Origin of the sequence: Vibrio rhizosphaerae (assembly GCF_024347095.1) — a bacterium.
GTDB classification, from domain to species: Bacteria; Pseudomonadota; Gammaproteobacteria; order Enterobacterales; family Vibrionaceae; genus Vibrio; species Vibrio rhizosphaerae.
In genome coordinates this window covers 633,063-646,729 of the sequence record NZ_AP024904.1, presented here as the reverse complement: position 1 = coordinate 646,729, position 13,667 = coordinate 633,063, and the positions used below count along the sequence as shown (strand labels likewise).

At 47.5% G+C, this 13,667-nt stretch carries 9 protein-coding genes; 5 read left to right on the top strand and 4 right to left on the bottom strand.

All coding sequences use genetic code 11. The annotated features are described in order from the left end of the window. Positions 1–18: 18 nt before the first annotated feature. On the bottom strand, positions 19–1,227 hold the full coding sequence (locus tag OCV37_RS17970; protein ID WP_038184798.1) for a trans-2-enoyl-CoA reductase family protein: 1,209 nt from the start codon (positions 1,225–1,227) through the stop codon (positions 19–21). Between the two features lie 137 nt (positions 1,228–1,364). Further along, positions 1,365–2,009: a multifunctional acyl-CoA thioesterase I/protease I/lysophospholipase L1 gene (gene tesA / locus OCV37_RS17965; RefSeq protein WP_051680812.1), complete on the bottom strand. Its 645-nt coding sequence runs from the start codon at positions 2,007–2,009 to the stop codon at positions 1,365–1,367. Here tesA and OCV37_RS17960 point away from each other — a divergent pair. Next, on the top strand, positions 2,008–2,691 hold the full coding sequence (locus OCV37_RS17960; RefSeq protein ID WP_038184801.1) for an ABC transporter ATP-binding protein: 684 nt from the start codon (positions 2,008–2,010) through the stop codon (positions 2,689–2,691). The two genes, tesA and OCV37_RS17960, sit on opposite strands and share 2 nt — an antisense overlap. Continuing rightward, the gene (locus OCV37_RS17955; RefSeq protein WP_038184804.1) at positions 2,688–5,141 is read left to right on the top strand and encodes an ABC transporter permease; all 2,454 of its coding nucleotides are present in this window, start codon (positions 2,688–2,690) and stop codon (positions 5,139–5,141) included. Before OCV37_RS17960 ends, OCV37_RS17955 begins: the two co-directional genes overlap by 4 nt. 1,297 nt (positions 5,142–6,438) lie before the next feature. Here the strand turns inward: OCV37_RS17955 and OCV37_RS17950 are convergent. Beyond that, on the bottom strand, positions 6,439–6,837 hold the full coding sequence (locus tag OCV37_RS17950; protein WP_261888141.1) for a hypothetical protein: 399 nt from the start codon (positions 6,835–6,837) through the stop codon (positions 6,439–6,441). A 544-nt stretch (positions 6,838–7,381) separates the two neighbouring features. Between OCV37_RS17950 and OCV37_RS17945 the strand changes: the two genes are divergently transcribed. Continuing rightward, positions 7,382–9,715, top strand: a complete 2,334-nt coding sequence (locus OCV37_RS17945) for a glycoside hydrolase family 9 protein (RefSeq protein WP_211252092.1) — start codon at positions 7,382–7,384, stop codon at positions 9,713–9,715. A 406-nt stretch (positions 9,716–10,121) separates the two neighbouring features. Beyond that, positions 10,122–11,690, top strand: coding sequence for an ATP-binding cassette domain-containing protein (locus OCV37_RS17940; protein ID WP_038184807.1), 1,569 nt, complete (start codon positions 10,122–10,124; stop codon positions 11,688–11,690). Positions 11,691–11,759: 69 nt separating this feature from the next. On the opposite strand, the gene OCV37_RS17935 is transcribed toward OCV37_RS17940, so the two are convergent. Beyond that, on the bottom strand, positions 11,760–12,851 hold the full coding sequence (locus OCV37_RS17935; protein WP_038184810.1) for an arrestin family protein: 1,092 nt from the start codon (positions 12,849–12,851) through the stop codon (positions 11,760–11,762). A gap of 277 nt (positions 12,852–13,128) precedes the next feature. On the opposite strand from OCV37_RS17935, the gene OCV37_RS17930 reads away from it, so the two are divergent. Beyond that, complete coding sequence (locus tag OCV37_RS17930) at positions 13,129–13,530, top strand: hypothetical protein (RefSeq protein WP_038184813.1); 402 nt, start codon at positions 13,129–13,131, stop codon at positions 13,528–13,530. Positions 13,531–13,667: the final 137 nt, after the last annotated feature.

Here is a 13,667-nt window from a genome sequence, read left to right as displayed (position 1 = left end):
GAGAGCACGATATCATCGTTATCCTTTTGTTGCGAATTTGATAAAAGGCCGGAGATCGATCGGGGCGCGCTCATCAATGGTTGGCCATTGAAACCCGTTTAATTGCATGAAGGCTGTTTTGAACGCCTGATAAGCATCGGATCGTGAAAAATTCTCGGCATTCATTTCCGCGAGTAATTGCTGTGTTTGGTGCTGAACTTCAGGGGTAAGCTCGTGTTCATCCAGCCGGATCAAACGTTCGCCATCGACCGGAACCGTCTCCGGGCCATATAGTTTTTCCGTGAACAGACGCTGCATCTGACTGTTGCAGTTTTCGTGGATTCCCAATGTGTGCATGGCCTGATTCAACGCAATCAAATAAGGACTCAGGCCGGGAATAAAGATGCTGGCCCGGGTGATTAACGCCTGACAGACTGCCGCATAAGCTCGCCCGCCATAATGTGCAAGCTTCAGGTTGAGGGAATGACTGGTTTGATGTACATCGACCTTTGCCCGGCCCAGCGTCCCGTCAAGATAAATCGGATGAGTGAACTCAGCGCCGATATAAGAGAACGCCACAGACTGACAGCCATCGGCAATCGATTCTGAGTTAATCAATGCATCGATCCACGCTTCCCAGTCTTCGCCACCCATGACTTTCAGCGTGGCGTCGATCTCTTCTTCTAAAGCAGGTTCCAGTATCACATCGTGCCATTGATCCTGCCCTAAATCGAGCAAGACACTTTGCAGCGGCTGGCCAATGGGTTTAATGGCGGAATGCCAGAAGTGATCACTGCCTTCTGCTTTTCTCCGTTTACCGGAGGCAACACTGTAAATGATCAGATCGACTTCGCCTTCAAAGTAAGTCTCAATCGCTTCAATGACCGCTTCTTTTGTTTGGCGAGCAAACACGTCCCCCTGAATATGAATCGCGGTCCGGCCTTCACGTTGTGCATACTGTTTGAAATAGTAGTTATTGTAGAAACCGGCGCTGCCGGAGTGATTCGCTTGCGGTGGCGTATCGAGAGAGACACCAATCGTGTCTGCTTCAGCGCCGCCAAAGGTAAGGGCGATCCGTGCCGCCAGCCCCAGTCCGGAAGATGCGCCTAAGATGAGCACGCGTTTGGGGCCGTTCAAAATGGGTGTTGCAGTTTTTGCGTACTGAATTTGTTGTCTAATCGATTGCTCGCAACCGTAAGGATGTGCGCTTTGTGCAACAACGCCATTGATCTTTGGGGTTATGTGCATGTCGGTTACCCTATGATGAAATCTCATGATGAACGATAAACAATGTAAACGTGTTGAATTTTTCAATTAACACGCCGGTTACATTAACGCAAAACTGTCTGAGGTTTATTGAGCTAGGGCAGTAAAAGCCGAACTAGTCAGGATGAGGACAGGCCGGTATCCGCGGCTGACGCCAGAATAGGGCTCAACTGTTGTGCCATCCATTCAGCAATCCACGGTTGTGCCTTTTCATTGGGGTGAAGCCCGTCGGACTGCATCCACTCATCGCGCACAATGACCTGTTCCAGAAAGAAGGGCAGCAGCGGGATCTGTTTTTCCTCGGAGAGTTTCGGATAGATAGACGAGAAAGCTTGGCTATAGCGCTTCCCATAATTAGGCGGGATGCGGATCTGCATCAGAATTGCCTTGGCACCGGACTGGGTGACACGATCAATCATCTGTGCCAGATTTTGCTCAGGAATCTGAGGTGAAAAACCGCGCAGCCCGTCGTTGGCCCCCAGTTCAAGCAGTACGTAATCGGGGGTATGTTGCTGCAATAGCTGTGGTAAACGCGCCAAACTGTTACCAGTTGTGTCTCCGGAGATACTGGCATTGACGACAGTGACCGAGCGATTGTACTTTTGTAAAGCTTGCGGGAGTAAACTCGGCCATGCCTGATCGGCAGACATTTGATATCCGGCACTCAAACTATCACCGACAATCAGTAACCGCACATTATGAGCCTGTAATGAATGAGCCTGTAATGAAAAAGTCAAAACCAGAAGAAAGGATAACCATCGCATGACGAACACACCTGTGATTTCTGCAAAATATCTGAGTAAAACAGTGTCTACGAATCAGCAGAATTTGACAATTGTTAAAGAGGCTCACTTTGATATTTATCCCGCAGAAAGTGTCGCTATTGTCGGCACATCCGGGGCCGGGAAATCAACACTGATGGCCCTGTTATCGGGTTTGGATATCGCCTCTTCAGGGGATGTTGAGCTGTTCGGACAGTCATTGAAGGCACTCGACGATGAGCAGCGGGCCGCGATGCGCAGTGAATCGGTAGGGTTTATTTTTCAGAACTTCTTACTGATTCCGAGCCTGTCAGCATTAGATAATGTGACGTTGCCTTGCCTGCTGCGCGGTGAACCCGAAGACCGGGAGCGTGCCACATCGCTGTTAAATGCGGTCGGGCTGGGGGAGCGGCTTCATCACACTCCTGCTCAGCTTTCCGGCGGTGAGCAACAACGGGTTGCGATCGCTCGGGCGTTTATGATTCATCCGAAGATTTTGTTTGCGGACGAACCGACCGGTAACCTCGATCAACAAACCGCAGCCATGGTGATCGAGTTACTGTTCCAGCTCAATGAAGAATCAGGGACGACCTTGGTCCTCGTCACTCATGACCATCATCTGGCCGAGCGCTGTCAGCGTCGATTACAAATGAATGCCGGACAGCTCGAGGAGATTGAGTCATGAATAGATCGTACTTGGTCAATCGCTCACTGGTGCGATGGTGTTGGCAAGAGCTGCGTCAGGGGCAACTGTGGCTTGTGGTGATGGCATTTGTACTGATCATTGCCAGTGTTTTTGCGTTATCCGCTATCGCTCAACGTATGGATCAGGTGATTGTCAAACAGGGCAAAGATGCGTTAATGGCCGATACGGTGTTTATCAGTGCCAATCCGATTCCTCAATCGTTGATCAACCAAGCCCGGCAACTGGGTGGGACCACATCAGAGATGACGCAATTTTCCACCATGATGTTTGGCGGGCAGGGCATGAAGCTGGTCATGGTCAAAGCAGTGGATGATGCGTTTCCGTTGCGGGGATCATTACAGTTATCCGATGGCCAGACCAGCCAGACACACGTCAAACCAGACCAAGTCTGGCTCGATCCTCAGTTATTGTCTGACCTTGGGATCAAAGTGGGTGACAGCGTCAGTCTCGGTGATATGGAGCATGTGGTTTCCGGCACGATTAGCGCTGAGCCGGGTTTGAGCTTTAACCCTTTTCGTCAGATGTCGAGCGTGTTTATTCATCGCTCACAGGTCGCCAAAACCGGTGCGCTGCAAGTCGGCAGCCGGGTGGAATACCACTTATTTATCAATGCCACACCTGCCGCCATTCAACAGTTAAAACAACAGGTTAAACTAACCCCCAGCGATGAATGGCGCGATGTCGGGCAGCGTTCCAGAACACAGGATATTTTTAATAAATCAGAGCAGTATCTGTCGCTGGTTGTCATTATTGTGGTGTTGATGTCAACCATGACGCTCTTGCTGACCTGCCAGCATTATGTCGCTTCTCGCCGTCAGACCGTCGCGATGCTGAAAAGTCTCGGGGCTTCTAAACGCTGGGTTCGGCATTGGCTGGTGATTCAAGTCTTGATGCTGTTAGGGATCTCACTTCTGATCGGTTTGCCGCTGGGGTACGGCCTCGAACGATTATTAAGATTACCGCTGATCGGTCTGTTGCCTTCCCCCTTACCCGCACTTGGGATGACACCATTTGTGATGGCGCTGCTCAGTTGCCTGTTGGTTGCGGTTCCGGGGTTAGGCATTCCTCTCTATCGGCTCGTTGACACGGCCGCGGTAACGAGTCTCCAAAGTCATACCGCTGGTCAGTCTCAATCTCTCTATTTATGGGGGCTGTGGCTGGTACCTTGTGTCGGGGCTGCGTTGTACTGGGGCAATCAGTTGATGGTCTGGCTGGCCTTAGGCGGTATTGTTTTGGTGTCTGCCGTGTTGGCCGCGACTGGACTATTACTGTTTCGTGGGTTACAGGCGTTACCGTTAAATGCAGCGTTCAAACTGGCGCTGAAACGTGTCAATCGAACCCGCCCGGCCACCGGAATGCAGCTTGGGGCGTTATCGTTGTCATTAATGCTGTTTGCTGCGTTATGGTTAGTACGAACCGATTTACTGTCAGACTGGTCCAGTGTTTTTCCTGACAATGCACCGGATGTATTTGCGCTGAATATCGCGACTCATGAGAAAGATGATTATCAGCATCAACTTGAGCAACTGAATATTGTTCATTCACCGATTTTTCCGATCGTCCGCGGCCGCTTATCGCGCATTAATGGCACTGATGCGATTGAATACGCCGGCGGGCGGGAAGCCAGCAATGTGTTGCGTCGGGAGGTCAACTTCACATGGGCGGAACAGTTACCCGACTACAATCAAATCGTGGCAGGGCAGTGGCAGCCCAATAACGGAGTGTCGGTCGAAGAAAGTGTCGCACGTGAGTTAGGTGTGAAGGTCGGTGATCAATTAACCTTTACGATTAACAGCCAGTCTGTCACCGCAACCGTTAACTCGATCCGGCAGGTCGAATGGCGTGAGATGAAACCGAATTTTTATTTTATATTTACGCCCGATCGGTTAGCTCAGTTGCCGGCAACATGGATGGTCAGTTTCCGTCTGGGTGCCGATGCATCACATCAGTTATCACAGTTGGGGCATGCTTATCCGACCGTCAGTTTGCTTGATCTGCGTGAAATCACCCAAAAAATTCAGGGGTTGTTATCCCAGATCGTTAATGCGATTTCTATTCTCGCTGTCGTGGGTGTGGTTGCCGGTTTGCTGCTGATCTATACCTTACTGAAATTAAGCTTGATGCAGCGTCAGGAAGAGATGAAATTATACCGGACTTTGGGCATGAGCCGACGGAGGCTGAGATGGACGGTACTTGCAGAATTCGGCCTGATTGCGGTGGTGGCCGGTACGGTCTCTGGTTTTGGCGCAGACGCTTTGGTTGCTGCCATGATTGACTACGGGTTTGAACTGACGCCACGGATCCATCCGCTGTTGTGGGGTGTTCAGCCTGTGTTTGCGCTGGTCATGGTGATGGTTGTGGTCGGGCGTTTAATCCGGCAATTGACGCATTCGCGTCGGTCTTTGATGAGTGGCTTGAATGTTGAGTAATCGGGGGTGTTTTTTGGGGTTTCAGAGGTATGGATGTTTTGCGTCCTGAACCGCCGCATTACAGTTTTATTTTTCCAGCCTTTAGCACCGAAATCTGACGCACAATCGGTTCTCCGATTTCAGAGGCATCGGTACTCAGTGCGCCAGTCACTCTTGCAGAGATGCAAGAGTAACCAGAAGATCTTTTTTTGTTTGGCTTGGTCGCACGTTGTCCAGAACCGGCTTTTACGGGCGTCCTGCCCGGAAAAGCCTAACCATTCTCCCAGAATGGTTTTCTTGGTTGGGTGGCTGATTTGAGTGAAGTGAAACCTGTTTAGAACGAAGCTAAATTGATCGATGCTCTCAGGGTGAAAAATCAGGACGATTTTTCAGGATTGCCTGAGCAGGATGCGAATCAATCCGACCCTGATTCAGTGCGCTGAACTTAAACTTTAGGCCTTTTGGGGTACTTTTTCGGCCTTGAAAAAGTACCTGGGGCGCAGGCGGAGATGTGATTGAAATCGAGGGACTTGATTGCGTCCCAAACCAGCAGCCTATCATTTTTACCTTCCCAGCCTTTGGCACCGAAATTTGACGCACAATTGTGTTCATCAATTTCAGAGGCATTGATGCTCTGTGCGCCAGTTCATCTTTCAGAGATGAAAGACGAACCAGAAAATCTTTTTTGTTGGGCTTGGTCACACGTTGTCCAGAACCGCCTTTTACGGGCGTCCTGCCCGGAAAAGCCTAACCATTCTTCCTTGAATGGTTTTCTTTGTTGAGTGGTTGATTTGAATAGCGTGAAACATTGAATCAACAAAGCTCAATTGATCGATGCTCTCAGGGTGAAAAATCACGGATGATTTTTCAGGATTGCTTGAGCAGGATGCGAATCAATCCGACCCTGATTTGGTGCGCTGAACTCAAAACCTAGGCCTTTTGGGGTACTTTTTCGGCCATGAAAAAGTACCTGGGGCGCAGGCGGAGATGTGATTGAAATCGGGGAACATGATTGCGTCCCAAACCAGCAGCCTATCATTTTTACTTTCCCAGCCTCCGGCACCGAAATTTGACGCACAATCCGCTTTTCCGATTTCAAAAGCATCGGTGCTCAGTGCGCCAGTTCATCTTTCAGAGATGAAAGACGAACCAGAAAATCTTTTTTGTTTGACGGAGTCACACGCGTTCCAGAACCAGCTTTTACGGGCGTCCTGCCCGGAAAAGCCTAACCATTCTTCCTTGAATGGTTTTCTTTGTTGAGTGGTTGATTTGAATAGCGTGAAACATTGAATCAACAAAGCTCAATTGATCGATGCTCTCAGGGTGAAAAATCAGGACGATTTTTCAGGATTGCTTGAGCAGGATGCGAATCAATCCGACCCTGATGACGCGCGCTGAACTTAAACCTAGGCATTTTGGGGTACTTTTTCTGCCGTGAAAAAGTACCTGGGGCGCAGGCGGAGATGTGATTGAAATCGGGGGACGTGATTGCGTCCCAAACCAGCAGCCTATCATTTTTACTTTCCCAGCCTCCGGCACCGAAATTTGACGCACAATCCGCTTTCCCGATTTCAGAGGCATCAGTGCTCAGTGCGCCAGTCACTCTTGCCAAGATGCAAGAGTAACCAGAAGATCTTTTTTGTTTGGCTGAATCGCACGTTGTCCAGAACCAGCTTTTACGGGCGTCCTGCCCGGAAAAGCCTAACCATTCTTCCATGAATGGTTTTCTTGGTTGGGTAGTTGATTTGAGTGAAGTGAAACATAGCGAAAGCCCGTTTGCTCGATGAGCTCAGGGTGAAAAATCAGGACGATTTTTCAGGATTGCTTGAGCAGGATGCGAATCAATCCGACCCTGATTTGGTGCGCTGAACTCAAAACCTAGGCCTTTTGGGGTACTTTTTCGGCCATGAAAAAGTACCTGGGGCGCAGTCGAAAATACTAATGAAACAGAGGAACGGGATTGCGCACCAAACCGCAGAATCACCATTTCTCACTCCCAAACACCGGCACCACAATCTTATCTTCCCAGCCTCCGGCCCCCAAATTGACACCAATCCCCACCCTAACTCCTTATTGTTATTACAGATAACTAATCTGTAAATATATTGAACCTTGTTCATAAAGATTAAAGATGCATCCTGAACGAGCGGAGCAAAATCAATCCATTGACTATGATTTAACATTGGTTCAAACACTAATAACGATCAATAAGCTGGCGAATTTATTTTTACAGTGACATTGATACACAACAAGAGGCTTAGATGAAAAATATTCAATCAACAGTATTGGCTGCGATTGTTTGCAGCCTGATTGGTGTGAATGGCAGTTATGCAGCGCAAAGTTCACAGCATCAGGACAAGGTACAAAATCAACAAAGTTCCATAGTCGATATTCTGATCAATGGTAATTTTCAGGGAGATACCGGTTGGTGGGCATCGGGCGGTACCTTTAACACGCAGGATCAACGGGGATGTATTACCTTCACTGATGGCGGAGAGAATCCTTGGGATGTCGTTTTAGGTCAGTCGAATCTGAAATTACTCAAAGATGAAGTGTATACCCTCCGATTTAATGCGATGGCTCAAAATACCGCCAATTTAACCGCGGTGCTGCAGCACGATGGTGAACCTTACACCAACTATATGAATAAGTTGCTCTCTTTAAATAACACGGTGCAATCATTTGAATTTGAGATTAAACCGTCTGCCAGAGATAAAAAAGCACAGTTGGCTTTTCAGGTCGGGGCACAGCCGGGGAATACCGTGTGCCTGAGTGATATATCTTTGTATGGTCCGAGATACCAAGAAGAAGACCGGCGCTCCGCTGTCCGTCTCAATCAGGTGGGTTATCTGTTAAATGCGAAAAAACGGGCGACCATTCAGACCGATACTCAGACACCGTTGCCGTGGCAGTTGCTGGATGCTCAGGGAGAGGTGATTGCTGAAGGTCAGACGATTCCATTTGGTCTTAACAGTGCTTCAGGAGAGCAGGTGCAGATTGCTGATTTCAGTCAGGTACAGACACCGGAAGCGCAGGTCACGCTTGATGTGAACGGCCAGAAAAGTCATCCGTTTGATATCAGCCATGATGTTTACAAGACAATGAAATATGATGCGCTGTCTTTCTTCTACCAACAACGCAGCGGTATTGCGATTGAAAATGCCTACGTTCAGCGTGCTGATTTAGCCCGGCCAGCCGGTCATCCGCAAGAAATCGTGACCTGCTTTAATCAAATCGATGCCAAAGGGAATCAGTGGCCCGGCTGTGATTTCTCTCTGGATGTCACCGGGGGATGGTACGATGCCGGCGATCACGGCAAATATGTCGTGAATGGCGGGATCTCGGTCTGGACTCTGATGAATTATTACGAGCGTGAGAATCTCTATAAAACCGATCATACCAGTGCATTTGCGGATGGTATGGTTCAGATCCCTGAGCAGTCCAACCACTACAATGATTTACTGGATGAAGCCAAGTGGATGATGGATTTCATGCTGGCCATGCAAGTCCCGGAACATAAAAAAGTTTCAGTGCCGGTTGGCGATCAGTCCGGTCATCTGTCTGCGTTAAAACTGACAGAAATCGATGCCGGTGGCATGGTTTTCCATAAAATTGCCGATGCAGAATGGACCGGTGTGCCTCTGCCGCCTTATGAAGATCCTCAACCACGCTTCCTGAGCTATCCAAGCACCGCGGCAACCTTAAATCTGGCTGCGACAGCGGCACAATGCGCCCGGATCTGGCGTCCTCTGGATGCAGCTTATGCAGACAAATGTTTATCTGCTGCTGAAAGAGCATGGCAGGCGGCTAATGTTCACAACAATGTGTATGCCTACGATAACTTTAACGGCTCCGGCCCTTATGGCGATACCCATCTGGCGGATGAATTCTACTGGGCTGCTGCTGAGTTGTTTGTCACGACAGGTAAGGGTGAATACAAAACCGCGCTTGAGCAGTCTCCTTATTATCTGACTACACCGACGACCAGCGATGACCTGTCATGGGCAAATATGGGCAGCGCCGGTACGGTTTCGTTAGCGCTCGTCCCCAATAGCCTCGATAAAAGCACGATTGAGAAGGCGCGTGCAAATCTTCTCAAAACAGCGGATATCTACGAGGCCAGTGTGAAGACTCAAGGGTACCTGATTCCTTATCAGAGCGATCAATATCCTTGGGGTTCAAACTCGAATCTGATGAACCGCAGTATCTTCCTCGGACTTGCTTTTGACTGGACGAAAACCCAGAAGTATTTACAGGCAATGTCTGATGCAATGGACTATATGTTAGGACGTAACCCGATGGATCATTCTTATATTTCAGGCTATGGCACTTATCCGCTGCAAAATCCTCATCATCGGTTCTGGGCGCATTCTGAAAATCCTGATCTCCCGATTGTTCCACCCGGCGTGATCTCAGGCGGTCCGAACTCTATGGATTTCAGTGATCCGGTTGCGGCGACGCTGAAAGGCAATTGTACCGGGCAAACCTGCTGGATCGATGATATCGGTGCATGGACAATGAATGAAGTGACAGTCAACTGGAACGCGCCTTTGTTCTGGGTGACTAGTTTCTTGGATGAACATGCATCTTGGTAGAAAAGGCACAACTAAACCAAAGGCTACCCGCGGGTAGCCTTTTATCGGTTCGAATCGATGATTTTACGTTGAGTAAAGTTTAAAGACAGCTCGCAATTTCAACCTGAGTTTGCCTTTTCAGGCCGCTGTTCCTTGACGAAACGAGTATGAATCCAGTATCTTTTCCCCATCACTTCTTGAGGAGATTACGCCAATATGAACAACTAAACCTGTCATCCATTACTCATTTTATTTTTGGATCTACAGGGTTAGTCGGCGTAGCTCACTTTCCGATATTTCTTTACAAATACATTTTGAATCTCTAATTGCTCGGATAATCGCGTGTATTTACTGGGTATTTGTATTGATGTCATCCTTTGTCACTGTCTAGCTACGGCTGATGTCCCTGTCATTACAGGAGGCAACTATGCCAGTATTACAGGCTTACAACATCAGTCATCAATTTGATAACGGTGAAAAGCTGTTTCAACAATTATCATGTTCCATGATTAAAAATCGTGTCGGCTTGGTTGGTCGCAATGGGGTGGGTAAATCGATACTCGCTTCAATTTTAAGTGGCGAACAACAGCCATCGAGTGGAACGGTGACGTTACCCAAGTCATTTTTAGTGTATCGTCAGCAACCGTCGGATTTACTATCCGGTGAGCTTTCTATTGCGCAGTTCTTGGGCAAACACCATATACTTGAAGCGTTAAAGCAGGTTGAAGCCGGCGATTGTTCAGAACATTGGTTTGATGTGATTGGGGATCAGTGGGATTTACCCATACAACTCATTCAGCAACTTGAAGTGCTGGGATTACCACCAGATGCCGACTTTCCCTGCGCCCGTTTGAGTGGGGGACAATTAGCGCGACTACAGCTTTGGCAGATTTTTGTCAGTGACGTTGAGCTGCTGATTCTCGATGAACCGTCTAACCATCTTGATGTTCAGGCCAAGCAATGGTTGTTGGCATCGATGCGAGCGTTCAACGGTGCGATTTTACTCATTAGTCATGACCGGGTACTGCTGCGTGACATGGAAGAAATTTGGGAGCTGTCCGGGCTTGGATTACAAGTATTTGGTGGTAACTACGATGTTTACGCTGAACAGAAACGTACCGAGTTGCAAGCAGTAGAGCGGCAGCTCGCAAGCGTGGATAAACAGAGAAAAAAGCTGGCAGTACAAGCTCAGCGCAATCGAGAAAAGGCAGAGCAAAGAGCGGCGCAAGGGAACAAATTACGTCAGACAGGTAGCCACGGAAAAAGCTTGCTCGATGCGAAAAAAGATAAAGCCACCGCAAGTGGTTCAAGTCGCAGTAAAAACGAGCAACTTCGTCAGGCTCACCTCCAAAATAAAACGCAGTTATTAAAGGTGAGAAAAGAGCAACTGAAAGGGCAAAAGCTCTATCTTGAAGATAGCCAAAGCCACGCAGGTAAGGTGGTTTCGATGCTTGACGGTGTATTGTCGTTTGGCCGGACTCAGCCCATCTCGTTCCAAGTCTGTGCCAATGAAAAGATTCATCTGACAGGTAACAATGGCAGTGGGAAATCAACGTTGTTGAAAACGTTATTCGGCGAGGTTGCTCTTCAACAAGGGGAACTGCGTTTGAACACGCCATTGTATTATCTTGATCAGCATTTTGGGACGGTTCAACCCAAGTTATCGATAATGGATAATTTGATGCAACAGTGTGGTGGGCTCAAAGAAAGCGATGCCAGAACATTGCTGGCCGGGATTGGTTTTCGTCGTGACAGTGTTTTTCGTTTGGGTTATACGCTGAGTGGCGGCGAGAAAATGAAGTTAGCGATGTTGATCGTCAGCCATCAACCTGAACAACCTTTGTTATTACTTGATGAGCCTGATAATCACCTCGATCTCGAATCAAAAGTCATCTTGGCACAAGCTTTGTGCAACTATCGTGGCGGTTTCATTCTGATTAGTCATGATCATGATTTTGCTCGTGAATCAGGCGTACAGCGAGATATTTCTTTGTAATGTTATCACAAAAGGCTTTGGTCGGTGAATGAGGCCAAAAGCCTTTTGTTTGTCATCAAATGAAAGAACCTAAGGTGTGATGTTGAGTGGTAACGATGCACTGATGGTATTACCGTGCTTTGTTTCTAGGTGCAGGCCTATCTGAGGCAATATTTGATGGCACTCTGTATGCACTTTGTGCATCAGATCCGGTGGTAAAGGAATCGCCAGCGTTTGTTCATGATATTCGCCGGGCTTCAGGATGAAATCTTCCCGACTCATGATCTCTTGAATGGGGATCGTGTGAGTGACAATTTTCATTTTGTTCCGATCGTCATAATCGTTATATCGTTTGTAAAACACTTCCATTATTTCGAGTTGAACCGTGAATTTTTTAATGTTCACCGCTTTTTTAGGCGATAAATTGTATTGGATATTGATGGTTTGCCCACGTTTAAAGTCTTGCTTTTCCACGATGACGGATAGAGGGCCACAGCGAGTGCGTTCTAATTCCTTTCGATAGTAAAAATAGGTTTTAGGGACGAAAAATAACCACAAGGCAATACATATCCAACCTAAGGTGGAGTGCGCCCATAGACTGGGGATAGCCAACAAACTTAAAAAAATTGAAAATAGTGTTAAGCGAATATGAGGCTTAAATGACTCATGATTGCCTTCTCCTTGATAGACTTTGACTTCTTCGGGTAAGATGCGGCGGAATAACTGATTGGATTTTTTGTGGAAAATATCATATTGACGCACGCCTCCCAAGAGGTTATCCGCCACGAAAACCGGATTGAAGGGGATTGATTTTTCTGATGGTGCATAATCAATCGTGATGCCTCTGATGACTTTTTTATCCCGCCCGAGGGGAATATCTGCATATGCCATGACGTACCAGTTGGTCGATAAATTCTCGCCTTGCCAGCTGATCGGATAGGTATTCACCTCAAACTCAAAAGAAAAGCTGTGTTTGCCTGCCGGTAGGGGAGACTCATCGGAGCGAAGGACGATTTTATATGACTCGAATTTTTCGTGAGTATAGCGACTCCGTAATTCGCAATAGCAGTTAACATAAATTTCGTAAAATGTTTTTGGCGAATTGAGTGTAATCTCAACCTTTCCTCTCAAGATGTCTCCGAGGGAATAGTTTTTTTGTTCAAGAGATAAATGTAATTCCATAAATAACTGACTTATTGTAATCAAAAATTTATAGCAGAGTATCAGATATATCAACATATTCAAAAGTCATAAAATCGGGCCTGTACGGTCTGCTTTTGACTTGTTGGGGCGCTGTCCGGATGTTTCTAAGAAGTGATTTGTGGGAGAAATGGAATGACATGCCAAACTATGAGAGTGATTACTTTTCCCCAAATTTATATTGTGATATGACTGAGCGGGAATTGTCATTGAGGCCATTTCTGGCATTTATCAGTCTGAATAGGGAAGGTTTTATTCTGTGAGTATAGTAAAAGTTTTTTATCAACATCGTGAAGGCGGAACCGAGCTGGTGGATCATGAAAGAACGTTGAAATCTCATCGTGAAGCTTGCGAAGTCATTGATAACTATCCTTGGGCTCAGGAATTGGCGCTATTTGAGACGCTTGGTGAAGGCGGTGGTTTCTTTTTTATTCTTGGCGATGCTGAGGGGCAATATGCCAGTTATCAATTTACCCCGGTAGAAACTGATCGCGGGTTTTTAGATTTAGATGTGGTTTATCAACGCGGTGTGATGCGGATATTTGGCCGCAAATCGGTGTCGGCTGATTTTGAAGTGGTTTCGATTGCAGAGGCAAAGCATCATATTAAAGAACTGTTTGAATACTCGGTCGAGGCTTTATATCACCGATATAAAAAATAACGTTCCCTCCGTCGTATGACTGCAACCTGCGGCTTCATTCTGATTCGTTATCATCATGATTTTGTTCGTGAAGCTTGCGCACACGAGACATTCCTTGTCATGTCGTCACGAAAGCTTTTGGCCGGTGAATGGCCAAA